The sequence below is a fragment of the Burkholderia sp. E168m22 genome (assembly GCF_001319805.1).
Classification (GTDB): Bacteria; Pseudomonadota; Gammaproteobacteria; order Burkholderiales; family Burkholderiaceae; genus Burkholderia; species Burkholderia orbicola.
This window is the reverse complement of record NZ_BBSK01000009.1, coordinates 106,763-130,521: the sequence shown is the minus strand read 5'-3', so window position 1 is coordinate 130,521 and position 23,759 is coordinate 106,763. Positions and strand designations below refer to the sequence as shown.

Here is a 23,759-nt window from a genome sequence, read left to right as displayed (position 1 = left end):
TTTATCGTATTCAGCGTGCGCAGCTCGCGCGCGCCAGTGCGTCGGCGATCGCCTGACGGTCGAGCGTGCGCGAGCGGGCGCAGACGTGCTGGTCGGGACGCAGCAGGTAGAACGTGCCGGGCTGCGCGTCGTAGCGCTGCGCGGCGAGGCCGTCGACGTCCTCCACGACGTCGACACCGGCCGCCGGCTGCGCGTGCCCGGCCGGCACGACGAGCACCGGCCGCACCGCTGGCGCGAGGCCGTCGACGGCCTGCGCGAGCGCGGCCGCGTCGCCCGGCAATCCGAACAGCACGCCGGTGAAGCCGCCGCGCAGATGCTGCAGCAGCCAGCCCGACGCGCCTTGCGCGCGCACCGGTGCATCGGCCGCCGCCGCGCCCGGCCGCATCGCGCACGCAAACGTGTCGCCGCCGCGGTCCGGCGTGTTGAGCGGCGAATCGGCCAGCACGGCCGGCACCGACAGGCGCCCGCTGTTCACCAGCTTGCGCGCGAACTCGCAGTCGCGCGCAAGCTTCAGCGTCGCGTCGCGGAACACGCGCGACACCGCGCTTTTCGGCGTGATGAAGTCAGTCGAACGTGTCGAGTTTCGGATGTTCTCGTCGGCCGCGAACTCCCGCTCGCTCGCATAGGTGTCGAGCAGGCGGTCGTGCGCACGGCCGTCGAGCACCAGTTTCAGCTTCCACGCGAGGTTGTCCGCGTCCTGCACGCCGCTGTTCGCACCGCGCGCGCCGAACGGCGACACGCCGTGCGCGGAATCGCCCGCGAACAGCACGCGGCCGTGGCGGAACGTGTCCATCCGCTGGCAGCGGAACGTATAGACGCTCACCCACTCGAGCTCGAACTCGACGTCCGCGCCGAGCAGCGCGCGCACCCGCGGGATCACGCGCTCCGGCTGCTTCTCGGCGACCGGGTCGGCATCCCAGCCGAGCTGGAAGTCGATGCGCCACACGTTGTCCGGCTGGCGGTGCAGCAGCACCGACTGGTTGCGGTGAAACGGCGGGTCGAACCAGAACCAGCGCTCGGTCGGAAACTCCGCCTTCATCTTCACGTCGGCGATCAGGAAGCGGTCCTTGAACGTGCGGCCGCGGCTTTCGAGACCCATCATCGTGCGCATCGGGCTGCGCGAGCCGTCGGCCGCGATCACGTATTGCGCGCGCAGCGTCGCGACGCCGTCCGGCGTCTCGATCGTCAGCACCGCGTGTTCGGCCGACTGGTCGACGCCCGTCACCTTGTGCTTCCAGCGGATGTCGATGTTCGGCAGCTCGAACGCGCGGTCGGCCAGATAGCCTTCGACGTAGTACTGCTGCAGGTTGATGAACGCGGGGCGCGCATGCCCCTCCTCGGGCAGCAGGTCGAACGCGTAAAGCTGCTCGTCCTGCAGGAACACCTTGCCGACGTGCCAGCTCACGCCCTTGTCGACGAAGCGCTCGCCGCAGCCGAGCCGGTCGAAGATCTCGAGCGTGCGCTTCGCGAAGCAGATCGCGCGCGAGCCGGTCGACAGCGTGTCGTCGTCGTCGAGCAGCACGACCGGCACGCCCTGCTGCGCGAGGTCGATCGCGGCGGCCAGGCCCACCGGGCCCGCGCCGACGACGATCACCGGGTGGACGGCCGCGTCGTGCGCGCGGGCGCGGTACTCGAACTTCAGCGTCTGGTAATCGATGCTCATGGTCGCCATCCGCGCGTCAACCCCGCCGTGCGCGTACCGCCGCGCCCGTCGCTCCGTCCGTCTCCTCGCGGCGCGCCTGCCCGCTTGTCCTGTCAACAACCGCCACGTCTCGCTCCTTGCTTCCTGTTGATTCGTGAACGGCGCCGTTTCGCGGCGCCCGCATGCCGCATTTCTTGATCGGCGACAAATCTTGGATTTACGAATAGTAAAACCAATTACGAATAGTGAAATCAACGTAAACCCTAGTCGTTCGCTCGGGGACGGGATAACCATATGAGTGAAACGCCGAGCCGAGCGCGGCGCGCGCTGCTAATATCAAGTCACGAGGCGGCCCTTTCGGCCGCCATTTTTCCTTCTCACGCCGATGATTCCGCCTACCATCCCCGAGCTGGTCAGCCGTGCCGGGCAACTGCCGTATCTGCGGGAACACCTCGCGCTTGCCGAAGGCGGCACCGCGTGCGCGAATCTGCCCGAGCGCACGCTCGCCAGCGCGTACGAGCCGATCTACGACGTGACGATGCCCGGCGCGCCGCAATCGACGTCGTTCGCCGACGCGATCGAGCGCTACGGCGACGAGCTCGGCTTCCAGGCCGTCACGCTCGTCACCGGCGCGCAGCACGACCCGGTCGACGCAGCAGTCGACGACCAGACGCTGGTCGCAATCGACCGCCTGTCGCGCGCGCTGCACGCGATCAATTTCTTCGGGGCGCAGCGTCACGGGCTGCTGTTCCTGCGCGTGCACGAGCGGCTGCTCAAGAGCGTGAAGTACGACCACGGCAAGCATTTCTCGTCGGTGCTGCAGCGCTTCGGGCTGCCGCCCGAGCGGATCGTGATCGAGCTGCCGGCGGTCGCGGTCGCCCACAAGACGTTCCTCGGCTACCTGACGCGCAGCTATCAGCATCACGGCTTCAAGGTCGCCGACAAGCTGCCCGACCCGGGCCGCATCCTCGCGGTCGAATCGGACATGGCGCGCCCCGACTACATCAAGATGGATGCGGGCATCGCATTGCGCGACGGGATGGTCAAGGCGCTCGTCGCCTACGCGCAGCGCGTGCGGATTCCGCTGATCTTCGACGGTGTGGTCGACGAGACGCAGTGCGAGCTGCTGCGCCAGCACGACGTGCGGTTCATGCAGGGGCCGGTGTTCGCGAAGGTCGTGACGGCCTGAGCGATCGGCGGGAGAAGCGCGCGCGAAGCGCGGCGCGCCGGATGGTGGATGCCGGTGTCGGGTTGCCTCGGGAATCGGCTTTCAGCACACGCGTCGCACGACGCCGGCCGGTTCCTCGTTCGTTCATGCAGAAAGGTCGAATGCGCTTGCGCACCCGCCCGGCACCGGCGCACGCCTACTCCCTGCCACCGTCGTCGTACTTCGGTAGATCGTCGTCGATCTCGATGCCCGAGAAACGATCGCCGTACCAGACGTGCCAAGCCGGACGCAGCCGCGACGGTTCGTCGAGCGTCGCGTAATTGATCTCGACCGTCCGCGGCGCGTCGGAGCGCCGGTATTCGAGTTGCGCGCCGCAACGGCCGCAGAAGCGCCGTTCGCCCCATGCGCTCGACGCGTAGACGGTCGGTTCGCCCCGCAGATATTCGAATGCGTCGATCGGCACCGATGCCGATGCGACGACCGCCGCGCCGGTCGTGCGCTGGCAGAGCCGGCAGTGGCAGAAGCCGGCGTCGGTCGGAACGCCGGCGATACGGTAGCGGATCGCGCCGCACGCGCATCCGCCTTCCATCGGTTCGGGGTGCGCCATCGCAGACCTCGTCGTCGGGAAGCAGGCGAACGATGATGAGCGCGGTTCGCCCGTCGCGCAATACGCAACGGTGCCGCGCCGCCTCTGCTTCCCCCCCTGTTGCGCACGAGCTGGTTGCCGCACGATCACAGCACCCGCGCGCTCGTCGCTCTCAGACCGTCTGCCCGAGCCGCTGCGCGAGCGCCTTCAGTTGCGGCCCGACCTGTGTGCGAAACACGTCTTCGTCCATCGACGACGCCGGGCCGCTGCAGCTCAGGATCAGCCAGCGCCCCTCGCGCGGCTCGCGAAACGGCACGGCCGCCGCGTTCACGTCCGCGTGCCACGCGCGGAACGAATAGCAGCAACCGCCCGCCGAGAATTCGGCCACCGCCTGCTGCGCGGCGACGACGAGCGCATCGGCGTCGGCCGCGCCGCCGGCCGCGCGGTGCAGTTCGGCATAGAGCGCGCGGCGCACGTCCTCCGGCTGCACGGCCAGGTACGCGCGCCCCATCGAGCTCGTCAGCATCGACAGCCGCGAACCGGGCGCGAGCCCGAGCGTCAGTGCGGTCTCGCTGCGGATCGTCTCCAGATAGATCATGTCGAGCCCGTCGCGGCAGCCGAGCGACACGGCCGCGCCGATCTCGCGCGCGAGCGCCTGCATGTGCGGCCGCGCGAGATCGATCGTCCCCGAGCCCGACAGCAGCGCGTAGCCGAGCGACAGCACGCCGGCGTCCAGCGCATACTTTCCGAGCGTCTCGTCGTAGCGCAGATAGCCGAGCACGGTCAACGTATAGGCGAGCCGGTTCACCGTCGCCTTCGGCAGCCCCGTGCGTTCCGCGAAATCGCGATTGCCCAGCATCGTCTCGCCGGGCCGGAAGACGCGCAGCAGGTCGAGCCCGCGCGCGAGCGCGACGACGAATTTGCGCTCGTCGATCGTGGTGTCGTCGATGGTTGAAAGTGTCATCCGGTGCTACACTGAGGTCGATTTGCAAAACATTGTTCCGCACAGCGGAACGCAAGTCAAGCGAACTTCAGGCATCAACCCGGAGCAAGCGCTGCAGCGCGGCCTCTGTCCGACTGAAAAGCACGGGCTCGGGGCCGGCGCCGAAGCGCCCGCTCCGACCGACCGCAAAGCATGGGGCCGGAGTAAGCGCTGAAGCGTCCACTCTGGCCGACCGCGAAGCATGGGGCCCGAGTAAGCGCTGAAGCGCCAACTCGGGCCGACAGGAGATGAGACGATGAGTGCTGCAACTTTTCATTGGGACGATCCGCTGCTGCTCGACCAGCAACTGACCGAAGAAGAGCGAATGGTCCGCGATGCCGCGCAGGCGTATGCCCAGGACAAGCTCGCGCCGCGCGTCACCGAAGCGTTCCGCCACGAACGCACCGACGCGGCCATCTTTCGCGAGATGGGCGAGGTCGGCCTGCTCGGCCCGACGATTCCCGAGGAATACGGCGGCCCCGGCCTCAACTACGTCAGCTACGGGCTGATCGCGCGCGAAGTCGAGCGTGTCGATTCCGGCTACCGGTCGATGATGTCCGTGCAGTCGTCGCTCGTGATGGTGCCGATCTTCGAATTCGGCTCCGACGCGCAGAAGCAGAAATACCTGCCGAAGCTCGCGACCGGCGAATGGATCGGCTGCTTCGGCCTGACCGAGCCGAACCACGGCTCCGACCCGGGCAGCATGGTCACGCGCGCGAAGAAGGTGCCGGGCGGCTACGCGCTGTCCGGCGCGAAGATGTGGATCACCAACTCGCCGATCGCCGACGTGTTCGTCGTATGGGCGAAGCTGGAAGAGAACGGCAAGGACGCGATCCGCGGCTTCATCCTCGAGAAGGGCTGGAAAGGCCTGTCGGCGCCGGCGATCCACGGCAAGGTCGGGCTGCGCGCATCGATCACCGGCGAGATCGTCCTCGACGAGGTGTTCGTGCCCGAAGAGAACCTGATGCCGAACGTGAGCGGCCTGCGCGGCCCGTTCACCTGCCTGAACTCGGCCCGCTACGGGATCGCGTGGGGCGCGCTCGGCGCCGCCGAGTCCTGCTGGCACACCGCGCGCCAGTACGTGCTCGACCGCCAGCAGTTCGGCCGGCCGCTCGCCGCGAACCAGTTGATCCAGAAGAAGCTCGCCGACATGCAGACCGAAATCACGCTCGGCCTGCAAGGCGTGCTGCGCCTCGGCCGGATGAAGGACGAAGGCACGGCCGCCGTCGAGATCACGTCGATCATGAAGCGCAATTCGTGCGGCAAGGCGCTCGACATCGCCCGCCTCGCGCGCGACATGCTCGGCGGCAACGGCATCTCCGACGAATTCGGCGTCGCGCGCCACCTCGTGAATCTCGAAGTGGTCAATACGTACGAAGGCACGCACGACATCCACGCGCTGATCCTCGGCCGCGCGCAGACGGGCATCCAGGCATTCTTCTGATGATCCGGCCATGACGCACGCGGCAGCGATGCCGCGCACGCCGCCCAAGCAAAAGCCCGCTCGGCATGACTGCCGAGCGGGCTTTTTTTCATCGCAGCCGCGGCCGCGGGCCGCCGATGCTCACTTGTTCGGCTGCGGCGTCAGGCGCAGATACGGACGCACCGCGTTGAAGCCCTTCGGGAAGCGCTTCTTCAGCTCTTCCGGATCCTGCAGCGACGGCACGATCACGACATCGTCGCCATCCTTCCAGTTGCCGGGCGTCGCGACCTTGTAATTATCGGTCAGTTGCAGCGAGTCGATCACGCGCAGCACTTCGTCGAAGTTGCGCCCCGTGCTGGCCGGATAGGTGATCGTGAGCCGCACCTTCTTGTTCGGGTCGATCACGAACAGCGAACGCACCGTCAGCGTTTCGTTCGCGTTCGGGTGAATCATGTCGTACAGCTGCGACACCTTGCGGTCCGCGTCGGCGATGATCGGAAAGCCCACGACCGTCGACTGCGTTTCGTTGATGTCGTTGATCCAGCCCTTGTGCGATTCGACGCCGTCGACCGACAGCGCGATCACCTTCACGTTGCGTTTCTCGAATTCGCCCTTCAGTTTCGAGGTCAGCCCGAGTTCGGTCGTGCACACCGGCGTGTAGTCGGCCGGATGGGAGAACAGGACGCCCCAGCTGTTGCCGAGCCACTCGTGAAACTTGATGGTGCCCAGGCTCGATTCCTGCTCGAAATCCGGTGCGATGTCGCCAAGACGCAGACTCATGATGTTCCCTCCTCGAACGATGCTGGTTGAAACCGCGCGCTGGACAGCGCGGGGCAGTCCATCAGCTTACGGGAAGCAATGGGCCGTGCGAACGATTATTCCGTTTGATATTCATACTTTTTTGTCATTTTTACCCGGCGTCATGGCAGAACGGAAGCTCGCGGGGGAAACTTTTCAACCCGTTTGCCGCTCTGTTCATGATTACAAGTCGTTTACCATGCAGTCTTGCGCTGCCGCCGTGTGTCTTCCCGGCTCGCCAGCAGGCAGGGGTTTCGCTACGATGTGAACCTGCAGCATGACAGCACGAAGGGAGTTGCAATGTCGGAAATCAACAAGGAGAAACTGATGTCGGATATCAAAACCGTTCTCTCGGACGCCGAAGACCTGCTCAAGCAAGCGGCGAGCAGCACGGGCGACCGTGCGGCCGAGCTGCGCGAGAAAGCCATGTCGCGCCTGAAGCAGGCCAAGGAAAAGGCAGCCGACGTCCAGGTCGTGGTGGTCGAGAAAGGCAAGAAGGCTGCACGCGCGACCGACGACTACGTGCACGAGCATCCGTGGACGTCGATCGGCGTGGCCGCCGGCGTCGGCGTGCTGATCGGCCTGCTGATCAACCGCAAGTAACGCGCTCTGCGCCGTTTCGTCCCGCGGGCCGGGTTGCGGCCTGCGGGCGTCGAAGCCTGTCGGCCCGCGCCGGCCGGCTTTGTCCTAGCTGCTTACTGCACGCGCAAGCACCTCATCCATGACGACAGACACCCCCTCGCAGCCGTCCGGTCAAGGACCGTTGCGCCGCCTCGTCGGCTCCGCCATCGGCCTTCTGCAGACGCGCCTCGAACTGGTGGGCATCGAGCTCGCCGAGGAGAAGGAGCGCCTGATGGGCGTGCTGTTCCTCGGACTCGCCGCGATGATGCTCGCGACGATGGCGCTCATCAGCCTGACCGTGCTGATCGCGATCGCGTTCTGGGATACCTACCGCTGGCAGGCGCTCGCCGCGATCACCGCGCTGTATGCCATTGGCGGCATCGTATGCGCGCTGAAGGCGCGCTCGGGCCTGCGCGACGCGCCGACCGTGTTCGAGGCGACGCTCGCCGAGCTCGAGAAAGACCGCGACCTGTTCCGCGGCAAGCCGTGAACGCCTTCGCGCTCATCCCTCCCACCTACTTCGTCGACGCGCCATGAGCCAGAACATCACGGGCAATCCCTCCCGCTCCCATTCGTCGCGATCGAACTGGAGTGCGTCGCAGCACCGCGCGCTCCGCAAGGAATTGCTGATCCTGCGATCCGAAGTCGAGCGGCTCGAATTTGCGGAGGCTGCCGCCGAAATGCGCCACGCCGTCACGCGCTTCAGCTGGCTCAAGGTGTTCATCCCCGGGCTGTCGACCAGCAGGTTCGGCCAGTCGGCCAAGAACCTGAACGCAAGCCTCGGCCAGCTCGTCAACCAGTATCCGATGCTGAGTTCGCTCGCGTCGCTCGTGCTGGCGAAACCCGTTCGCTCGCTGCTGCGTGCGAGCGCGGGCCCCGCGTTGAAGTGGGGCACGCTCGGCTTCGCCGCATGGGAGGTCTACCGGATCTGGAAACAGTCCCGCGACGAACGCGGGCTCGACGCACAGAACGACTGATCGTCGGCATCCCGCGCGCACGGCCCTGCGCCACTGCGCGCCTTCCTTGCGCACTCAGCGCACACCCCAGCAGACAGCGCCCGGTTCGTCGACGCCATCGCTTCCTGTATTGCCTTTCGTCCCGTCCGAACGCAGCGTGAACGTGCCGCATGCATCGTCGTGCATCGGCCCGGTGTCGAGCGGCGTCGCCGCCAGTTCATAGCTCACGGGTGAACCGTCGCCATCCGGCGGCGCGTACGCGAGCGCGTCCGACAACGCCGGGGGCGGCGCCATGTCGACCACCGCGAGCGACATGGCGACCATCAACTCGACGAGCGTGAATCCGCACGATCGTTGCACCATATTCTTCAAGGGTCGAGCGCCCCGTTCCATCGCAATCGCCCTCCGCCACGGTGATGCGACGACTGTAGCGGCGCGTGCAAACGTGCGCCATTTGCCGAACGGCCGAGGCGACATGCGATCGCGACCGACACAATCGGCGCGAATCGAACCCATGGAGCAGACGATAAACGGACGCAGCGCGTCAGCGCTTACGGGGGGTCTTGGCGGGAGAGGCGCGACGGAACTCTTCGATCACGTCGGCAAATTCGGAAACGTCCTCGAACCGGCGATACACCGATGCGAAGCGGACATAGGCGATCGTATCGAGGCCGCGCAACTCGTTCATCACGAGTTCGCCCAGCTTCTCGCTACGCACTTCACGCTCGCCAGTCGCGAGCAGTTGATACTCGATGCGGGCGACCGCCGCGTCGATCGCGTCGGCCGCAACCGGCCGTTTGCGCAGCGCGAGTTGCATGCTGGCGACGATCTTGCGACGGTCGAATTCCGTGCGGCTGCCGTCCTTCTTCACGACGGCCGGCAGGTTCAGTTCGACCCGCTCGTACGTCGTGAAGCGCTTGTCGCAAGCCGAGCAGCGACGGCGCCGGCGAATCGCGGCGCCATCTTCGGACACGCGCGAGTCGACGACCTGCGTGTCGTCATGCCGGCAGAACGGGCAGCGCATCGGCGATCAGCGATAGACCGGGAAACGCTTGGTCAGCTCGGCGACCTGCGCACGCACGCGCTCGATCGTCGCTGCGTCCTCCGGGTTCTCCAGCACGTCGGCGATCAGGTTACCCACCTGCTCGGCTTCCGCCGGCCCGAAGCCACGCGTCGTCATCGCCGGCGAACCCAGGCGCACGCCGCTCGTCACGAACGGCTTTTCCGGATCGTTCGGGATCGCGTTCTTGTTCACCGTGATGTGCGCCGCGCCGAGTGCCGCTTCCGCTGCCTTGCCCGTGATGTTCTTCGCGCGCAGGTCGACCAGCATCACGTGGCTTTCGGTGCGGCCCGACACGATCCGCAGCCCGCGCTTGACCAGCGTTTCGGCCAGCACGCGTGCGTTCTCGACCACCTTCTGCTGATATTCCTTGAACTCCGGCGACAGCGCTTCCTTGAACGCCACCGCCTTCGCCGCGATCACGTGCATCAGCGGGCCGCCCTGGATGCCCGGGAAGATCGCCGAGTTGATCGGCTTCTCGTACTCGGCCTTCATCAGGATCACGCCGCCGCGCGGGCCGCGCAGGCTCTTGTGCGTCGTCGTCGTCACGAAATCCGCGTGCGGCACCGGGTTCGGGTACACGCCCGCCGCGATCAGGCCAGCGTAGTGCGCCATGTCGACCATCAGGTACGCGCCCACCGACTTCGCGATCTTCGCCAGACGCTCGAAATCGATCTTCAGCGCAAACGCCGACGCGCCCGCGACGATCAGCTTCGGCTTGTGTTCCTGCGCGAGCTTCTCGGCCGCTTCGTAGTCGATGTCTTCGTTTTCGTTCAGGCCGTAGCTCACCACGTTGAACCACTTGCCCGACATGTTCACCGGCGAGCCGTGCGTCAGGTGGCCGCCGTGCGCGAGGCTCATGCCCATGATCGTGTCGCCCGGCTTGAGCATCGCGAAGAACACGCCCTGGTTCGCCTGCGAACCCGAGTTCGGCTGCACGTTCGCCGCTTCCGCACCGAACAGCTGCTTCACACGGTCGATCGCCAGTTGCTCAACCACGTCGACGTACTCGCAACCGCCGTAGTAGCGCTTGCCCGGATACCCTTCCGCGTACTTGTTCGTGAGCTGCGAGCCCTGCGCGGCCATCACGGCCGGGCTCGTGTAGTTTTCCGACGCGATCAGCTCGATGTGATCTTCCTGGCGGCGGTTTTCCTGCTCGATCGCTGCAAAGATTTCGGGATCGACGTTCGCGATGGTGCTTTGGGCTCTGTCAAACATACGGTTTCCGTTAAGTGTGTACAGGTTGACCGGAGTGGCCGAGTACGGTGCGCTGCTGGCGAGACCAGCCCGACGTGGCGGAAGAATCCGTATGACGCGAGGCAGGACAGCCACCGGCGATGCACGCGACGGCGCACAACGGCTGCCCAGGCGAACGGCAAAAACGGCGCCCCGCGCTTCACGGTGGGATGCTCCACCTTGAACCCTGAGGGTTCTATCGCCAGTCACGCAGGGGTGATGAGCGCATTAGTGTATTGGATGCGTCATGAATAGGCAACCGCACGGCAGGGCGCCCCAAACAATAAGGGCCAGACTCTACGCGCCCGTGCCGACACGCTTTGCCGTCTTGCCGCGGTGCGGCATTCTCAGTAGGCTTGCGGGATTCCACCCGCTATTCCGTTACCGACCAGGAGCAGCAATGATCGTGTTCGTCACAGGTGCGTCCGCCGGCTTCGGCGCCGCCATCTCCCGTGCCTTCGTCAAGGGCGGCCATCGCGTCGTCGCCACCGCACGCCGCAAGGATCGCCTCGATGCGCTCGCGGCCGAACTCGGCGACGCGCTGCTGCCGTTCGAGCTCGACGTGCGCGACCGCGCGGCCGTCGAAGCCGTGCCGGCCACCCTTCCCGCCGAATTCGCGGCGCTCGACGTGCTCGTCAACAACGCCGGCCTCGCGCTCGGCGTCGAGCCGGCCCAGAAGGCGAGCCTCGACGAGTGGCAGACCATGATCGACACGAACTGCTCGGGCCTCGTGACCGTCACGCACGCGTTGCTGCCGGGCATGATCGCGCGCGGTCGCGGCCATATCTTTAATCTGGGCTCGGTGGCCGGCACCTATCCGTATCCGGGCGGGAACGTCTACGGCGCGACCAAGGCTTTCGTCAGACAATTCAGCCTGAATCTGCGCACCGACCTGATCGGCACGCCGTTGCGCGTCACCGACATCGAACCGGGCCTGTGCGGCGGCACGGAATTCTCGAACGTCCGCTTCCGCGGCGACGATGCAAAGGCGGCGAACGTCTACCAGAACGTCCAGCCGCTCACGGCCGAGGACATCGCCGATACGATCTACTGGATCGCCACGCGCCCCGCGCACGTCAACATCAATACGATCGAAATGATGCCGGTCGCGCAAGCGCCGGCCGGCCTCACGATCCATCGCGGCTGACCGTCGCCCGCAGCCGCGGGCCCGCCTCCGGGCGGCCCGCGGTGTGCTACGACGCACTACATTCCGTTACGAATCGGTTACGAATCGGGCCTTTGCCTTCCGGTAGAATGCGCGCCATGACTCAGCCTACCCGCTCCCCGGAAGCGCCGTCCGGCTTTACCTGGCCGGTGCGCGTGTACTACGAGGATACCGATGCAGGCGGCATCGTCTTCTATGCCAACTACCTGAAGTTCTTCGAGCGCGCCCGCACCGAGTGGCTCCGTGCATGCGGCGTCGACCAGCGTCGGCTCGCCGACGACACCGGTGCGATCTTCATCGTGCGTAGCACGTCGCTCGACTACCGCGCGCCGGCGCGACTCGACGACACGCTGACGATCACGAGCCGGCCCGGACGCATCGGCCGCGCCTCGGTGGAATTCACGCAGGAAGCCTGGTGTGGCGACACACTGCTCGTGGCCGGGCATATCCGCCTCGGCTGCGTCGACCGTCACGGCATCCGGCCCGCGGCCATCCCGCCCGTCGTGCTCGACGCGTTGCAACGCGGTCCCGTCATCGACGCCGGGCAGACGGGTTTGTCAACGAAGCGCGCATGAGCGCCGTTTAGACAAAGCCTATGAACTTGCCGTTCTGATTCGATACTAAGCAAGGTTCGGCGTCAGGCATGGCCGGCGCGCCGCGCCGCACGCACGCCGGACGCCCTTGCCGGGCACCCCCGAAGGGACGTTACTCAAACCTCTATGAATACTGTTCAAGACCTGTCGATCATTTCCCTCGTCCTCAACGCGAGCGTGCTGGCCCAGGCGGTGATGGGACTGCTGCTGCTGCTGTCGCTGATGTCGTGGACCTTCATCTTCCGCAAGTGGTTCGCGATCCGCCGCGCGCGTGCCCAGACCGAACGCTTCGAGAAGGATTTCTGGTCGGGCGGCGACCTGCAGGCGCTGTACCAGAGCGCCGCCAACAACCGCCACACGATCGGCGCGCTCGAACGGATCTTCGAATCGGGGATGCGCGAATTCCTGAAGGCGAAGGAAAAGCGCCTCAGCGATCCGGGCCTCGTGCTCGATGGCGCCCGCCGCGCGATGCGTGCGTCGTTCCAGCGTGAAATGGACGTGCTCGAAGCCAACCTCGCGTTCCTCGCGTCGGTCGGCTCGGTCAGCCCGTACATCGGTCTGTTCGGCACGGTCTGGGGGATCATGAACTCGTTCCGCGGCCTCGCGAACGTGCAGCAGGCCACGCTCGCGAACGTCGCGCCCGGCATCGCCGAGGCGCTCGTCGCCACCGCGATCGGCCTGTTCGCCGCGATTCCGGCGGTGGTCGCGTACAACCGCTACGCGCACGACATCGACCGCCTCGCGATCCGCTTCGAGACCTTCATCGAAGAGTTCTCGAACATCCTGCAGCGTCAGGCCCAGTAAGGAGCGCGCCATGGCAGGAAGCCCCATCCGATCCAGCATGCGCGGCGGCCGCTCGCGCCGCGCAATGGCCGACATCAACGTCGTGCCGTACATCGACGTGATGCTGGTGCTGCTCGTGATCTTCATGGTCACAGCACCGCTCGTCGCCCCGTCGATCATCAACCTGCCGACCGTCGGCAACGCCGCGCCGCAGGAGCAGACGCCGCCCGTCGTCGTCAACATCAAGGCCGACCGCACGATGAGCGTCAAGTACAAGGGCGACTCGGGCGCGACCCAGGAAGACACGATGACGAAGGCCGAGCTCGACAGCTTCATCTCGGCCCGTCAGGCCGATCACCCTGACCAGCCGGTCGTGATCGCAGCCGACAAGACCGTGCAGTACGATGCCGTCATGACCGTGATGTCCGATCTGAAGGCGCGTGGCGTCAAGCGCGTCGGCCTCCTCGTCAAATCGCAATGAACCGGCAGCAATCCACGCGCAGATCCGCCTACCCGCTCCAGCCTCCCCGCGAGCGCGGGACGTGGCGCGCGTTCGCGCTCGCCGCGCTGATGCACGTGCTGCTCGCGCTGTTCCTCTATCACGGCGTGCAGTGGCAGAACAGCACGCCGGCCGGCGCCGAAGCCGAGCTGTGGACCGAAGTGCCCGACGTTCCCGCGCCGCGGCCCGTCGTCACGCCCGCGCCGCCCGTGAAGGTCGCGCCGCCCCCTGCCCCGGTGCGCGACGAGCAGGCCGACATCGCGCTGCAGCAGAAGAAGCGGCAGCAGGAAGCGGCCGCGCGCGAAGCGCAGCTCGAGCAGCAGCGCCGTGCGCAGCAACTGAAGGCCCAGCAGGAAGAGGAAGCCCGGCGCGCGCAGCTCGCCGCGCAACAAGCCGCCGCGCTGGCCGCACAGAAGGCCGCGGAACGCGACAGACAGAAGCAGGCCGACAAGCTCAAGCAACAGCAGCTCGCCGAACAGCAGAAGCTCGAACAGCAGAAACTCCAGCAGCAAAAGCAGGCGCAGCTCGAAGCGCAGCAGGCGGCGAAGGCGAAGGCCGACGCGGCCGCCAAGGCGAAGGCGCAAGCCCAGGCCAAGGCGAAGGCCGAGGCCGCGGCGCACGCGAAGGCCAGTGCGGCGGCGAACGCGAAGCTCGACCGCGAACGCAGCGCGCGCCTCGCGCAGATGCAGGGCCTGTCCGGCGCCGGTGAAGGCGGCGGCGAAGGTCTCGCGAAAAGCGGCACGGGTACGGGCTCCGGCGGCAATGCCGCCACGCCCGGCTATGCCGACAAGGTGCGCCGTCGCGTCAAGCCGAACATCGTTTGGGGCGGCGAGCGGGCGGGCCTGACCACCGTCGTCAAGATTCGGTGCACGCCGTCCGGTGACGTATTGAGCGCATCGGTCTCCCGCTCGAGCGGGAATTCGGGGTGGGATCAAGCCGTGGTCAGTGCGATCCACGCATCGGTCCCGTTGCCGCCCGATTCTAACGGTCGTACCCCGTCTGACATTACGATTACCTTCAAGGCGGCGGAGTGAAACGAAATGCGCTTACACTCCGGGCGTCGCTGTCAGATGGGAACGAATCGGGTATTTTTACTGTCTCTGCCGTTGCGCAGCGATCCAAGCCATACGGGAAGCAAGAAGCATGAGTTTGATGACAAAGCTAGGTTTCAGGGCACTCGTGGCCTCGTGTCTGATCACGGCGGGCAGCGCCGCTAACGCCCAGGTCAACGTGCTGATCACCGGTGTCGGGTCGACCCAGTTCCCCATTGCCACCGCGAACTTCACGAACGAGGCGAATCTGCCGCAGCAGGTCACGTCGATCGTGCGCGCCGACCTCGCCCGCAGCGGCAAATTCACCAACATCGACGCGGGCAGCACGCCCGTGCCCGAGACCGCCTCGGTCGATCTCGGCGCATGGAAGGCCAAGGGCGCGAATGCGTTCGTCGCCGGCAGCGTGAACCGCGACGCGAACGGTCAGTACAAGGTCAACTTCATCCTGTACGACACCGTGAAGCAGCAAAGCCTCGGCGGCCTGTCGCTGACGGCCACCGACACCACGCTGCGCACGGCCGGCCACAAGATCGCCGACTACATCTATCAGAAGCTGCTCGGCGTGCGCGGCGTGTTCGCCACGCGCCTGTCGTACGTGATCAAGACCGGCAACCGCTACCAGCTGCAGATTTCCGATTCGGATGGTCAGAACGCGCGCATCGCGCTGTCGAGCACCGAACCGATCATCTCGCCGGCCTGGTCGCCGAGCGGCACGAAGGTCGCGTACGTGTCGTTCGAGCGCAAGAAGCCGATCGTCTACATCCATGACCTGCCGACCGGTCGCCGCTACATGGTCTCCGACCAGAAGGGCAACAACAGCGCACCGGCGTGGTCGCCGGACAGCAACACGCTGGCCGTCGCGCTGTCGCTGACGGGCAATACGCAAATCTACACGGTCAACGCGAACGGCGGCGGCCTGCGCCGCCTCACGCAGAGCAGCTCGATCGACACCGAACCGTTCTACTCGCCGGACGGCCGCTGGATCTACTTCACGAGCGATCGTGGCGGTGCGCCGCAAATCTACCGGATGCCCGCGCAGGGTGAAAGCGCCGGCGCCGCGCAGCGCGTGACCTTCACCGGCAGCTACAACACGAGCCCGCGCGTGAGCCCGGACGGCAAGCTGCTCGCTTACATCTCCCGCACGGGTGGGGGCTTCAAGCTGTACGTTCAGGATCTGCAGACTGGCGCGGCGAACGCCATCACGAATACCAATCGCGACGAATCGCCGAGCTTCGCGGCAAACGGCCAGTACGTTCTGTACGCTACCCAGTCGGGTGGTCGCAACGTTCTGGCTGCAGTGCCCTCCGACGGCAGCGCGCCGCCGCAGATCTTGTCCGTCCAGGGCGGCTCCGTTCGCGAGCCGTCGTGGGGGCCCTTCATGCAATGACCACAAGGAGAGTAACCATGATGTCGAATAAAGCTCGTCTGGCCCTGGCCGTGATGATGATCAGCGCGCTCGCAGCGTGCAAGTCGGGCGTGAAGCTCGACGACAAGGCAAACAACGCGGGCGCAGTCAGCACGCAGCCGAGCGCCGACAACGTCGCGCAAGTGAACGTCGATCCGCTGAACGACCCGAACAGCCCGCTCGCGAAGCGCAGCATCTACTTCGACTTCGACAGCTATTCGGTGAAGGACGAGTACCAGCCGCTGATGCAGCAGCACGCGCAGTACCTGAAGAGCCACCCGCAGCGCCACGTGCTGATCCAGGGCAACACCGACGAACGCGGCACGAGCGAGTACAACCTCGCGCTGGGCCAGAAGCGTGCGGAAGCCGTCCGCCGTGCGATGGCACTGCTCGGCGTGAACGATTCGCAAATGGAAGCCGTGAGCCTCGGCAAGGAAAAGCCGCAGGCAACGGGTCACGACGAAGCATCGTGGGCGCAGAACCGTCGCGCCGACCTCGTCTACCAACAGTAAGTAACGGAAGAATCGCCGTATGACGCACCGTTTAACCTGGCTGCGCGTTGCCGCAGCATTCTGCGTCGCCGGCGCGGCGTGGTCGGCCGCGCCGGCGCACGCCGGCATGTTCGACGACAACGAAGCGCGCCGTGCCGTGCTCGATCTGCGCAGCAAGAGCGACAACCTGTCGAGCCAGTTGTCGGCCGCCCAGCGTACGATCCTCGATCAATCCGGCCGTATCGACCAGCTGAACCAGCAGGTCGCGACGCTGCGCGGCGAGAACGAGGATCTGACGAACCGGCTGACGACGCTCGAGCGGCAGCAGAAGGAGTACTACCAGGATCTCGACACGCGGCTCAAGAAGTTCGAGCCGCAGCAGGCGACGATCGATGGTGTCGAAGGCACCGTGCAGCCGGGTGAAACGGATGCGCTCAGCGCGGCGCAGCAGCAGTTCCGCAACGGCAACTTCAAGGCGGCGGCGGCTTCGTTCCGTGCGTTCATCGCGAAGTATCCGCAGAGTCCCTATCAGCCGACCGCGCAGTACTGGTACGGCAACGCGCAATACGCGCTGCGCGACTACCGCGGCTCGACCGCGACGTGGCAAGGGATCGTCAGCAAGTTCCCGCAACACCCGCGCGCGGCCGACGCCCTCGTGGCGATCGGCACGAACCAGCTCGAGCAAGGCCAGAAGGCGGCCGCGAAGAAAACGTTCGAGCAGGTCGTGTCACAGTACGCCGGATCGAACGCGGCGCAGACGGCGCAGGGCAAGCTCGAAACGATCAAATAATTATCGTGACGGGTTGTTGACAGCCCTGCAACCCGTCGCTATAATCTTTTGCTCTTTGGGTCGTTGCCAAAGTTGTTGAAGCAACGAACCAAAACAAGTTTCAAGAACGTGGGGTGGTAACTCAGTTGGTTAGAGTATCTGACTTTTAATCAGAGAGTCGAGGGTTCGAGTCCCTCCCACCCTACCAACTATCTTCGATAGTGCAAAAAGCCTCCTTCGTGGAGGCTTTTTTGCGTCTGTCGCCGGGCAGCGTATGCTGCTCATTTCCACTTCCCGGCTAAACGCCCGTCGCCCCCTCGCCTTGATCGCTTCGCTACCACGGTTAGTCCGGCTTCTCCTGGTCGGCACCTGACATCGCGACGATCAGGTCGCCGATCCAATACCGCCGCTCCAACACGACGCCCACTGCCAAAAAGCGGAATGAGCAACTATTGCGACGACCGTTCAGTAATTGCCTCTATCAGCGCCAAAATCACCTCGCGTTTTCGCGCGTCGAGCGCTCGAAATCCAGAGACGATCCGCTGCTCATCTGGGCTTTCGAGCCGGGCGCCCTCTTCACCAGTAAGCACGTACCAGACATCGACGCCAGCAAGTGCAATCGCGCTCAAGTAGTCGGAGTTCGGGCGCCTCATGCCCTTTTCGTACTGAAATTGCGCGTGTTTCTGAACCCCTCCTAGCACCGCCAGTTCAGTCTGATTGAGCCCCAAACGCAGTCGCTCCCTTTTTAGCCGCACTTCAAAATCATTCATTTGATATTTTTTTCCTTGACAATATATCAAACGACTCTAAACTGGAATCGAGAAGTATCCGATTGATAGAAAACCTCCCGGTCACGGGGCGTTTGTGCGGGCCGACGCTGGCCAGGATCCCTAGATGCGGAGGTTGCATGTCCCTCACCTATGAAATATGCGGCTCACTGTCTGTACGCGACAATTTTCGGCACTACCATGCGCAGCAATTCGCTCGGAGCATTGCCGAGCCCGCAGACATCTACTTCGCGACCGATACCGTCACGCGATCTCTCGTAATTCGCATTCGTGGCGCACTGACAGACGACGAAACGAAATCGGTGGACAGTGCATTGGAACAATTCTCCCAGAAATGGGCGCAGACCGGCGCAATCTTCAGGCGAGTGCGCTATGGCGAGGTGTCGTTCGTGCCTGTTGGATTCGCTTGGCACGCTGAACTGCTCCAGAAGCTCATCGATGAACAGACTCGACTGGAAGCCCTTCTACAGCGTCAGGCACGGATTCTCGAAAAGTTTCGGCCTACTGCGAGCTAGCGTACGGGCCCACCAACATTGGAGCGCCAACTGCAGCGGTATGGAATCAAACCAACGGAGGTTCAGCATGAAAGAGGTAGCGCCTTATGTCCTGACCGGCGCTCTGGCCGTGCAGGACGATTTGGAAGACGAGCAACTCGATCGCGTATCCCGCCATCTAGGAGGTATCGCCACGGTGTATGCGAAGCACGACAAGATTGCCCACACTGTCGCACTGCGGATCTCGGGCACGCTGGTGCGTGACGACGTGCGCTATATCGAGCAGCGCGTGGAGCGGTTTGCCGAGGAAAACGCCCGCGTCGCCGCGATTCTCATCAGCGAATGGAATGGTGTGACGAGCGAGCTCGTTGTCGGTATGAACTGGGATGCACAATGTCTGCTCAGGCTCGGCGCTGCACAGGAACAGCTCGGGAAGCTCACGGAACAGTACTTCGACTTTTTGCTGCGTATCGAACCCCCAAGCTCCCCTGTCAACGGTAGTCCGCTCGTGCGTGTCGCGATCGAAGCACAAAACGATCGATGTTCGACGGATAGGTTCGCCCCCTAACTCAGTCTCCAGGCGTCGCGCCCCTTTCAACGGACTGGTCAAAAAAGACCATCTTTCATTGAACCGTTACATGTAACGCTGTATGCTTCGTTACATGTAACAGGAGGCTACAATGGCAGCTACCACTTCGGAGCGTGTTCGAATTCACCGCGAGAATCTTCGTGCGGCCGGGCTACGCCCAATTCAGATATGGGTGCCCGACGTCCGCCGGCCGGGTTTCGCCGATGAATGCGCTCGGCAATCGCGCATGGTCCACCAGAGCATCGACGAGAACGATCTGCTCGATTTCATTGAACAGGCTACGGACCTCGGACACTCACAATGAATCGAGGGAGCATTGTCACAGTCGCGCTCCAAGGTGATTTCGGCAAGGCTCGGCCGGCGCTCGTGGTGCAGTCGGACCTGTTTGCCGAACATCCCAGTGTAACGTTGCTGCTAATGTCGAGCTCAATGGTCGATGCGCCCTTGATACGCATTACTGTTGTCCCATCCGAGCAGAACGGCTTGCGCATGCCGTCCCAGATTGCCGTAGACAAAATGTTCACCGTGCGCCGCGAGAAAATCGGTCGCCCCATCGGCCACCTCGAAGATGAACTGATGGTTGCCGTCAATCGTTCGCTACTCGTTTTTCTTGGGCTAGCGTAACCGAGCCGCAAAAACAGCGGGCGGATTTCAGCACAAGACAAGGCCCCCTCTCCGATCACTGCATCAGTGACAGTCGGCACTTACCGCCCTTGATCGCGACCTTTTTGTTTGCCGGAGACAACTGCGCACTATGGTCGCCGTGCGTACGCCTGTCAACGCCAAACCTACCCAGTTGCCACGCTGGTACTCCCTCCGTAGATTCGAACCAGTGCAGCGATCCATCAGCGTGCCTTGCAAGGTCGGGTAAGCGACGCGCTTGCAATGCGTCGTTACCGTCGTCGCTATCCGCGCACCACACCGCTTCCAACATGCGCCGAACATGAGCAAACAAGCCCGAGCCAGACTAAGCGTTGAACTCGGCCCGCTAAAGCGGGAGTGGGACGCATATTGTGCACAGCGTGGCCTGACACCCAGCGAGGGTTTGCGGCAGTTCGTTGCGAAGGTCATTGCAAACGCTACAAATCGACCGCAGCCACATCAGCCCCTACCGCCACGACAAGGCCCATGCAAACAAATTGGGATCGCGTTGACCCACGCCGAGCTCGCACGCGTAAAAAGTGCGGCCTATCTTGACGGCTTCACGGCAAATCGATGGATTGTGGCACTGATCCGCGCATACCTGACGGACGAACCGCAGCTGGGTAACCGAGAATTGACGCTTCTCGCCGAATCAAACCAACAGCTCGCGGTAATTCGGAGGCAGCTGGGCGAGCTTGCAAGACACGTCAACGCAACCGGGTGTATAGACGGGCTCGATGGAGAGCAAATTCGTGCCACGATCGACGCCCATCTACGTACCGTGGCGAAGCTGCTGCGCAGAAACCTCGATCGCTGGAGCCGGTGATATGTCTTTTCCGAGAGTCTATGTCGACGAACTTTTGCTCAACTGGGGAGATCGCCTGTTTCACGATCCCCTACGGCATGTTCAGCCGCCGCGCCTTTCGGAGTGGGCGTTCCACCGAGACGCAATGCATCTGCGCGAGAAGCTGATGATGACACTTCGAGGCGCCTCCGAAGTGATGGTCAAGATCAGCAATAGGGCATCCGGTCCGCAGGGAATGAGCGTCGTCCGTCGTCACTTGAAGTACATTTCGCGCGACGGTTGTGTCGAACTGGAGGACCAGGACGAATGCCTGATTGCCGGAAAGCAGGCATTGGATGCTCTGATCGAACAATGGCATGTAGGCGGATGGGGCATCCCTCAAGAAAGCAAACGTCGAGAGACTCTCAACGTCTTGCTATCGATGCCCCCGGGTACCGACCGCCAGGCAGTATGGGACGCGGCACGGGCATTTGCACACGAAACTTTTGGTGACGGACGTCCGTATGTCTTCGCGAAACACGATGACGAGGCACATCCCCACGTACATATGAGCGTTCACACCCGTGGTCCGGACGGCCGGCGGCTCAATCCACGCAAACGAGATTTGCATCAATGGCGAGAAGCCTTCGCCCAACAACTTCGCGCACGCGGCGTCGACGCAAATGCAACGCCCAGAATGGTACGCGGCCAAACGCGGCGTCTTTCGAAGCAGGCAGCTGTTTGGGGAACGCTACAAGAGACCCCAATACGCTCTCCCGTAATCGACGACAGGACGCGCCATGACTTGTGGAAAGCACATATCGAAACCTTGAGCGCCTGGCACCAAATTGCACGCACATTGGCTAACTCCAATGTCCCCAAAGATCGGGCAATGGCGATAGGCGTCGTAGAGTTCGTACGGCAAATGCCCATTTGTTCACTGGGCCCAACGAACAGGCCGCAAGTCCCGGGCTCACTGCCATGGCCGACCCAGTCGACGGAGCGAGGTCGTTCACCAGCGGTACCAGACCTGCAACTGGACAGAAGTCGCCTGCCATCATTAGATGTTGAGCGCTGATGACCGACCGCCACACGGGCACATGAACAAAGGACAGTGAACCCGCGGCACACCGACGAATGCGGCCATCGCGGACATCATCGCTCAGCAGACGGCTTCGGCGGCGCACGCCCCGCAAGTCGTCACTCTTGAATTGACTGCGCGGAATCGGCGTCGATATAACGCGGCTTCGCGTTCTGCAAGTCGCGCGTGTTCTTCTGCACAGCCACCGAGCCGAACAGCGCGAGCACGAACGACATCGCATAAAAGCCCTTCTCGCTCAACTGCAGCGTCGCGTTGAAAAGGCCGACGACCAGCAGCGCGATCGACAGCAGCAGCGCGATCCAGCTGAGGCCGTAGTAGATGCCCGTGACGGGAATGCCTTCCGCGCGGTCGCGCACGCTCTTCTGCAGCGAGATCGCCGCGTAAAGACCGAACACCAGCACGGTGAAGTAATAGCCCTTCTCGTTGAGCTGCATGCCGGCGTTCCAGAGCCCGATTAGGAAGGCCGCGAAACCGGCGAGCAGTGCGGCCCACGATGCGGCCACGAACGCGAACGACGGTTGCTGGATGGTGGTCTGGTTCATTGCTGTGCCCTCTCTTTCTTGTTGTTCGAAATCGTTTTCGTTGAACTGCGTTTCGCGCATGGTAGCAGCTTTGACGCGCGTCACGGCAGGCGTGCTTGCACGCTCACGTTTCGCGCCGCGCGCGCCGCCAACGCCCCGGCGTCGTGCCCAGCACCGCGCGAAACGCCTTGCCGAACGCGGCCTCGGACTGGTAACCGACTGCCTGCCCGATTTCCGCCTGCCCGCGCTGCGTGTCCTGGAGCAGCGCGCACGCGTGCATCATCCGAATCTGCGCGACGAATGCGCCGACACTCATGCCGGCCTTCTCGCGGAAATGTCGCGCGTAGGTCGCGCGCGACATCGCTGCCTCGGCGCCGAGCGATTCGACCGTCCACGGTTGCGCCGGCGCCTGCAGCACGGCCTGGACCGACGGGCCCAGCCGCGCATCGGCCGCAAGCGCGAGCCAGCCGGACGGTACGCGCGCACCGCGACCGTACGCGCGCAGCGCATACGCCAGCAGCGCCTGCCCGAGCGCATTCACGATCGCGCCGGCACCCGGCTGCACGTTCGACGCCTCGGTACGCAGCACACTCGTCAGCAATTGCAGCGGCGCGGCCCCCGAGGTGTCGCGCAACCCGACGTGCAACACCTGCGGCAGTGTACGCATCAGCAGTTCGCCCGCGCCGCGCGCATAGACGAACCGTCCGCAGAGCAGATCCACGCTCGCGCCGCCCGGTTCGACCGGATCGAGATTCGACTTGACCGGCAGCACCGCGCCGTCGCCGACGCGCGAATCGCGCAGCGGCACGAGTGGCTTCGAGCGGCCGCCCGCTGCGTCGAGCAGGTCGTGCGCACCGCCTGCGGACAGCAGCACGAAATCGCCCTCGGCGAGTTGCAGCGTGCGCCCGTCGGCGGCACGCAGCCGGCAGGCGCCGGCCAGCACCAGATGGAACGCCGCCTCGCCGGGCGGCAGCGGGTCGTGCGGCATCGCGAACGGGCCGTCGAGCAGACAGCGCACGTCGAGCTCGACATGGCTGCGACCCAGCGACAGCAGTTGGCTCAATGCATCCATGAGACGATTGCGCTAAAAATTGACACTCTAACGTATCGAAACCCTCAGCGCGAGCGATCAGAATAGCCTTGCATCGCCCGAGATCGCGGCACCCACCGCCCTCCTCACTCTTCTCGACAAGGACGCATCATGCTGAACTGGAACGAATACCGGAAGGAACTCTCGACCCGTATCGGCGACATCGCCAAGCTGTCGCCCGATACGCTGGCTGGCTACAAGGCGCTGTCCGGCGCGGGCGCCAAGACCGGCCATCTCGACGCGAAAACCCGTGAGCTGATCGCGCTCGCGGTGGCCGTCACGACGCGCTGCGACGGCTGTATCGCCGTGCATACGGCCGAAGCGGCCAAGCATGGCGCGACCAAGGAGGAAGTGGCGGAGGCGCTCGGCGTCGCGATCGCGTTGAATGCGGGTGCGGCGCTCGTCTATTCGGCGCGTGTGATGGACGCGCTCGGCGACTGAGCCGGCACGGTGCGGCACGGCCCACGTGCCGCACCGAACTGCTGCATTGCATGGCGCCGAGCCACATGGTCGCGCGGTC

Annotated in this window: 30 protein-coding genes, 1 tRNA gene and 1 riboswitch; of the genes, 21 read left to right on the top strand and 10 right to left on the bottom strand. The window is 64.5% G+C overall.

The annotated features are described in order from the left end of the window. Window positions 1–10 precede the first annotated feature (10 nt). The gene (locus AP428_RS01370) at window positions 11–1,663 is read right to left on the bottom strand and encodes an FAD-dependent oxidoreductase (protein ID WP_054927436.1); all 1,653 of its coding nucleotides are present in this window, start codon (window positions 1,661–1,663) and stop codon (window positions 11–13) included. 364 nt (window positions 1,664–2,027) lie between these two features. Between AP428_RS01370 and AP428_RS01365 the strand changes: the two genes are divergently transcribed. Then, window positions 2,028–2,831 (top strand): EAL domain-containing protein, encoded by an 804-nt coding sequence (locus AP428_RS01365; RefSeq protein ID WP_006484944.1) that lies wholly within the window; start codon window positions 2,028–2,030, stop codon window positions 2,829–2,831. 175 nt (window positions 2,832–3,006) lie between these two features. Here AP428_RS01365 and AP428_RS01360 read toward each other — a convergent pair whose 3' ends face one another. Together AP428_RS01360 and AP428_RS01355 are read right to left on the bottom strand one after the other, a co-directional pair. After that, window positions 3,007–3,417, bottom strand: a complete 411-nt coding sequence (locus AP428_RS01360; RefSeq protein ID WP_054927412.1) for a GFA family protein — start codon at window positions 3,415–3,417, stop codon at window positions 3,007–3,009. A 151-nt stretch (window positions 3,418–3,568) separates the two neighbouring features. Next, window positions 3,569–4,360 carry an IclR family transcriptional regulator gene (locus tag AP428_RS01355; RefSeq protein ID WP_054927411.1) on the bottom strand — a complete coding sequence of 264 codons (792 nt, stop codon included), beginning with the start codon at window positions 4,358–4,360 and terminating at the stop codon, window positions 3,569–3,571. 274 nt (window positions 4,361–4,634) lie between these two features. On the opposite strand from AP428_RS01355, the gene AP428_RS01350 reads away from it, so the two are divergent. Then, window positions 4,635–5,822 carry an acyl-CoA dehydrogenase gene (locus AP428_RS01350; protein ID WP_012327985.1) on the top strand — a complete coding sequence of 396 codons (1,188 nt, stop codon included), beginning with the start codon at window positions 4,635–4,637 and terminating at the stop codon, window positions 5,820–5,822. Window positions 5,823–5,942: 120 nt separating this feature from the next. Here AP428_RS01350 and AP428_RS01345 read toward each other — a convergent pair whose 3' ends face one another. Beyond that, window positions 5,943–6,581, bottom strand: a complete 639-nt coding sequence (locus tag AP428_RS01345; protein WP_006476788.1) for a peroxiredoxin — start codon at window positions 6,579–6,581, stop codon at window positions 5,943–5,945. A gap of 318 nt (window positions 6,582–6,899) precedes the next feature. Between AP428_RS01345 and AP428_RS01340 the strand changes: the two genes are divergently transcribed. The 3 genes from AP428_RS01340 to AP428_RS01330 all read left to right on the top strand — a co-directional run bounded on the left by AP428_RS01340 (window position 6,900) and on the right by AP428_RS01330 (window position 8,197). Then, complete coding sequence (locus AP428_RS01340) at window positions 6,900–7,202, top strand: YqjD family protein (RefSeq protein WP_006494044.1); 303 nt, start codon at window positions 6,900–6,902, stop codon at window positions 7,200–7,202. Between the two features lie 118 nt (window positions 7,203–7,320). Beyond that, window positions 7,321–7,710: a phage holin family protein gene (locus AP428_RS01335; protein ID WP_043887579.1), complete on the top strand. Its 390-nt coding sequence runs from the start codon at window positions 7,321–7,323 to the stop codon at window positions 7,708–7,710. A 43-nt stretch (window positions 7,711–7,753) separates the two neighbouring features. Then, window positions 7,754–8,197: a DUF3318 domain-containing protein gene (locus tag AP428_RS01330; protein WP_027813026.1), complete on the top strand. Its 444-nt coding sequence runs from the start codon at window positions 7,754–7,756 to the stop codon at window positions 8,195–8,197. A 54-nt stretch (window positions 8,198–8,251) separates the two neighbouring features. Here the strand turns inward: AP428_RS01330 and AP428_RS01325 are convergent, their stop codons facing one another. The 3 genes from AP428_RS01325 to glyA form a co-directional block, all read right to left on the bottom strand. Then, window positions 8,252–8,539 carry a prepilin-type N-terminal cleavage/methylation domain-containing protein gene (locus tag AP428_RS01325; RefSeq protein WP_231691672.1) on the bottom strand — a complete coding sequence of 96 codons (288 nt, stop codon included), beginning with the start codon at window positions 8,537–8,539 and terminating at the stop codon, window positions 8,252–8,254. 181 nt (window positions 8,540–8,720) lie between these two features. Continuing rightward, a complete protein-coding gene (gene nrdR / locus AP428_RS01320) occupies window positions 8,721–9,200 on the bottom strand; it encodes a transcriptional regulator NrdR (RefSeq protein ID WP_011694173.1) in 480 nt (159 codons plus the stop codon). Between the two features lie 6 nt (window positions 9,201–9,206). Continuing rightward, window positions 9,207–10,454 (bottom strand): serine hydroxymethyltransferase, encoded by a 1,248-nt coding sequence (gene glyA, locus AP428_RS01315; protein WP_011544684.1) that lies wholly within the window; start codon window positions 10,452–10,454, stop codon window positions 9,207–9,209. A 137-nt stretch (window positions 10,455–10,591) separates the two neighbouring features. Further along, window positions 10,592–10,692, bottom strand: a riboswitch (ZMP/ZTP riboswitch). A 180-nt stretch (window positions 10,693–10,872) separates the two neighbouring features. On the opposite strand from glyA, the gene AP428_RS01310 reads away from it, so the two are divergent. The 9 genes from AP428_RS01310 (at window position 10,873) to AP428_RS01270 (ending at window position 17,437) form a co-directional block, all read left to right on the top strand. Beyond that, on the top strand, window positions 10,873–11,619 hold the full coding sequence (locus AP428_RS01310; RefSeq protein ID WP_054927409.1) for an SDR family NAD(P)-dependent oxidoreductase: 747 nt from the start codon (window positions 10,873–10,875) through the stop codon (window positions 11,617–11,619). Window positions 11,620–11,726: 107 nt separating this feature from the next. Beyond that, a complete protein-coding gene (gene ybgC, locus AP428_RS01305) occupies window positions 11,727–12,212 on the top strand; it encodes a tol-pal system-associated acyl-CoA thioesterase (protein ID WP_053525121.1) in 486 nt (161 codons plus the stop codon). Window positions 12,213–12,356: 144 nt separating this feature from the next. Next, complete coding sequence (gene tolQ, locus AP428_RS01300; RefSeq protein WP_006476795.1) at window positions 12,357–13,034, top strand: protein TolQ; 678 nt, start codon at window positions 12,357–12,359, stop codon at window positions 13,032–13,034. A gap of 10 nt (window positions 13,035–13,044) precedes the next feature. Further along, window positions 13,045–13,494: a protein TolR gene (gene tolR, locus AP428_RS01295; RefSeq protein WP_006484943.1), complete on the top strand. Its 450-nt coding sequence runs from the start codon at window positions 13,045–13,047 to the stop codon at window positions 13,492–13,494. Further along, window positions 13,491–14,546 (top strand): cell envelope integrity protein TolA, encoded by a 1,056-nt coding sequence (gene tolA / locus AP428_RS01290; protein ID WP_054927408.1) that lies wholly within the window; start codon window positions 13,491–13,493, stop codon window positions 14,544–14,546. The genes tolR and tolA overlap by 4 nt, the downstream gene beginning before the upstream one ends. Before the next feature lie 109 nt (window positions 14,547–14,655). Continuing rightward, window positions 14,656–15,951 (top strand): Tol-Pal system beta propeller repeat protein TolB, encoded by a 1,296-nt coding sequence (gene tolB, locus AP428_RS01285; RefSeq protein WP_006476798.1) that lies wholly within the window; start codon window positions 14,656–14,658, stop codon window positions 15,949–15,951. Window positions 15,952–15,968: 17 nt separating this feature from the next. Then, a complete protein-coding gene (gene pal / locus AP428_RS01280; RefSeq protein ID WP_006484980.1) occupies window positions 15,969–16,481 on the top strand; it encodes a peptidoglycan-associated lipoprotein Pal in 513 nt (170 codons plus the stop codon). 19 nt (window positions 16,482–16,500) lie between these two features. Next, window positions 16,501–17,250, top strand: a complete 750-nt coding sequence (ybgF, locus tag AP428_RS01275) for a tol-pal system protein YbgF (protein ID WP_011544679.1) — start codon at window positions 16,501–16,503, stop codon at window positions 17,248–17,250. Window positions 17,251–17,360: 110 nt separating this feature from the next. Further along, window positions 17,361–17,437 (top strand) — tRNA-Lys (locus AP428_RS01270). A gap of 241 nt (window positions 17,438–17,678) precedes the next feature. Here AP428_RS01270 and AP428_RS01265 read toward each other — a convergent pair. Next, complete coding sequence (locus AP428_RS01265) at window positions 17,679–17,999, bottom strand: helix-turn-helix domain-containing protein (RefSeq protein ID WP_041489160.1); 321 nt, start codon at window positions 17,997–17,999, stop codon at window positions 17,679–17,681. A 137-nt stretch (window positions 18,000–18,136) separates the two neighbouring features. Between AP428_RS01265 and AP428_RS01260 the strand changes: the two genes are divergently transcribed. The 6 genes from AP428_RS01260 (at window position 18,137) to AP428_RS34445 (ending at window position 21,604) form a co-directional block, all read left to right on the top strand. Next, window positions 18,137–18,532 (top strand): hypothetical protein, encoded by a 396-nt coding sequence (locus AP428_RS01260; protein WP_041489159.1) that lies wholly within the window; start codon window positions 18,137–18,139, stop codon window positions 18,530–18,532. Window positions 18,533–18,599: 67 nt separating this feature from the next. Further along, window positions 18,600–19,079, top strand: coding sequence for a hypothetical protein (locus tag AP428_RS01255; RefSeq protein ID WP_011694172.1), 480 nt, complete (start codon window positions 18,600–18,602; stop codon window positions 19,077–19,079). Between the two features lie 112 nt (window positions 19,080–19,191). Then, entirely contained in the window at window positions 19,192–19,404 is a 213-nt protein-coding gene (locus AP428_RS34455) for an antitoxin MazE family protein (protein WP_011544675.1), read from the top strand. Continuing rightward, window positions 19,401–19,724, top strand: coding sequence for a type II toxin-antitoxin system PemK/MazF family toxin (locus AP428_RS01250; protein WP_011544674.1), 324 nt, complete (start codon window positions 19,401–19,403; stop codon window positions 19,722–19,724). The genes AP428_RS34455 and AP428_RS01250 overlap by 4 nt, the downstream gene beginning before the upstream one ends. A 526-nt stretch (window positions 19,725–20,250) precedes the next feature. Beyond that, window positions 20,251–20,568: a hypothetical protein gene (locus AP428_RS37340; RefSeq protein ID WP_226245292.1), complete on the top strand. Its 318-nt coding sequence runs from the start codon at window positions 20,251–20,253 to the stop codon at window positions 20,566–20,568. Between the two features lies 1 nt (window position 20,569). Beyond that, window positions 20,570–21,604 carry a relaxase/mobilization nuclease domain-containing protein gene (locus AP428_RS34445; RefSeq protein WP_082409259.1) on the top strand — a complete coding sequence of 345 codons (1,035 nt, stop codon included), beginning with the start codon at window positions 20,570–20,572 and terminating at the stop codon, window positions 21,602–21,604. 122 nt (window positions 21,605–21,726) lie between these two features. Here AP428_RS34445 and yiaA read toward each other — a convergent pair whose 3' ends face one another. Together yiaA and AP428_RS01235 are read right to left on the bottom strand one after the other, a co-directional pair. After that, complete coding sequence (gene yiaA, locus AP428_RS01240; RefSeq protein WP_054927406.1) at window positions 21,727–22,170, bottom strand: inner membrane protein YiaA; 444 nt, start codon at window positions 22,168–22,170, stop codon at window positions 21,727–21,729. 103 nt (window positions 22,171–22,273) lie between these two features. Continuing rightward, entirely contained in the window at window positions 22,274–23,221 is a 948-nt protein-coding gene (locus AP428_RS01235; protein WP_054927405.1) for an AraC family transcriptional regulator, read from the bottom strand. 129 nt (window positions 23,222–23,350) lie between these two features. Between AP428_RS01235 and AP428_RS01230 the strand changes: the two genes are divergently transcribed. Beyond that, window positions 23,351–23,680: a carboxymuconolactone decarboxylase family protein gene (locus AP428_RS01230; protein WP_006484989.1), complete on the top strand. Its 330-nt coding sequence runs from the start codon at window positions 23,351–23,353 to the stop codon at window positions 23,678–23,680. Window positions 23,681–23,759 lie beyond the last annotated feature (79 nt).

Coding starts and splice junctions, on each gene's coding strand:
- AP428_RS01335 (WP_043887579.1), top strand. CDS start 7,321: ATGACGACAGACACCCCCTCGCAGCCGTCCGGTCAAGGACCGTTGCGC.
- AP428_RS01355 (WP_054927411.1), bottom strand. CDS start 4,360: ATGACACTTTCAACCATCGACGACACCACGATCGACGAGCGCAAATTC.
- ybgF (WP_011544679.1), top strand. CDS start 16,501: ATGACGCACCGTTTAACCTGGCTGCGCGTTGCCGCAGCATTCTGCGTC.
- AP428_RS01360 (WP_054927412.1), bottom strand. CDS start 3,417: ATGGCGCACCCCGAACCGATGGAAGGCGGATGCGCGTGCGGCGCGATC.
- AP428_RS01265 (WP_041489160.1), bottom strand. CDS start 17,999: ATGAATGATTTTGAAGTGCGGCTAAAAAGGGAGCGACTGCGTTTGGGG.
- AP428_RS01230 (WP_006484989.1), top strand. CDS start 23,351: ATGCTGAACTGGAACGAATACCGGAAGGAACTCTCGACCCGTATCGGC.
- AP428_RS01235 (WP_054927405.1), bottom strand. CDS start 23,221: ATGGATGCATTGAGCCAACTGCTGTCGCTGGGTCGCAGCCATGTCGAG.
- AP428_RS01340 (WP_006494044.1), top strand. CDS start 6,900: ATGTCGGAAATCAACAAGGAGAAACTGATGTCGGATATCAAAACCGTT.
- ybgC (WP_053525121.1), top strand. CDS start 11,727: ATGCGCGCCATGACTCAGCCTACCCGCTCCCCGGAAGCGCCGTCCGGC.
- glyA (WP_011544684.1), bottom strand. CDS start 10,454: ATGTTTGACAGAGCCCAAAGCACCATCGCGAACGTCGATCCCGAAATC.
- AP428_RS01330 (WP_027813026.1), top strand. CDS start 7,754: ATGAGCCAGAACATCACGGGCAATCCCTCCCGCTCCCATTCGTCGCGA.
- AP428_RS34455 (WP_011544675.1), top strand. CDS start 19,192: ATGGCAGCTACCACTTCGGAGCGTGTTCGAATTCACCGCGAGAATCTT.
- tolR (WP_006484943.1), top strand. CDS start 13,045: ATGGCAGGAAGCCCCATCCGATCCAGCATGCGCGGCGGCCGCTCGCGC.
- AP428_RS01255 (WP_011694172.1), top strand. CDS start 18,600: ATGAAAGAGGTAGCGCCTTATGTCCTGACCGGCGCTCTGGCCGTGCAG.
- AP428_RS01260 (WP_041489159.1), top strand. CDS start 18,137: ATGTCCCTCACCTATGAAATATGCGGCTCACTGTCTGTACGCGACAAT.
- nrdR (WP_011694173.1), bottom strand. CDS start 9,200: ATGCGCTGCCCGTTCTGCCGGCATGACGACACGCAGGTCGTCGACTCG.
- AP428_RS34445 (WP_082409259.1), top strand. CDS start 20,570: ATGTCTTTTCCGAGAGTCTATGTCGACGAACTTTTGCTCAACTGGGGA.
- tolB (WP_006476798.1), top strand. CDS start 14,656: ATGAGTTTGATGACAAAGCTAGGTTTCAGGGCACTCGTGGCCTCGTGT.
- AP428_RS01310 (WP_054927409.1), top strand. CDS start 10,873: ATGATCGTGTTCGTCACAGGTGCGTCCGCCGGCTTCGGCGCCGCCATC.
- AP428_RS01350 (WP_012327985.1), top strand. CDS start 4,635: ATGAGTGCTGCAACTTTTCATTGGGACGATCCGCTGCTGCTCGACCAG.
- yiaA (WP_054927406.1), bottom strand. CDS start 22,170: ATGAACCAGACCACCATCCAGCAACCGTCGTTCGCGTTCGTGGCCGCA.
- AP428_RS01365 (WP_006484944.1), top strand. CDS start 2,028: ATGATTCCGCCTACCATCCCCGAGCTGGTCAGCCGTGCCGGGCAACTG.
- AP428_RS01250 (WP_011544674.1), top strand. CDS start 19,401: ATGAATCGAGGGAGCATTGTCACAGTCGCGCTCCAAGGTGATTTCGGC.
- AP428_RS01325 (WP_231691672.1), bottom strand. CDS start 8,539: ATGGTGCAACGATCGTGCGGATTCACGCTCGTCGAGTTGATGGTCGCC.
- AP428_RS01345 (WP_006476788.1), bottom strand. CDS start 6,581: ATGAGTCTGCGTCTTGGCGACATCGCACCGGATTTCGAGCAGGAATCG.
- tolQ (WP_006476795.1), top strand. CDS start 12,357: ATGAATACTGTTCAAGACCTGTCGATCATTTCCCTCGTCCTCAACGCG.
- AP428_RS01370 (WP_054927436.1), bottom strand. CDS start 1,663: ATGAGCATCGATTACCAGACGCTGAAGTTCGAGTACCGCGCCCGCGCG.
- pal (WP_006484980.1), top strand. CDS start 15,969: ATGATGTCGAATAAAGCTCGTCTGGCCCTGGCCGTGATGATGATCAGC.
- tolA (WP_054927408.1), top strand. CDS start 13,491: ATGAACCGGCAGCAATCCACGCGCAGATCCGCCTACCCGCTCCAGCCT.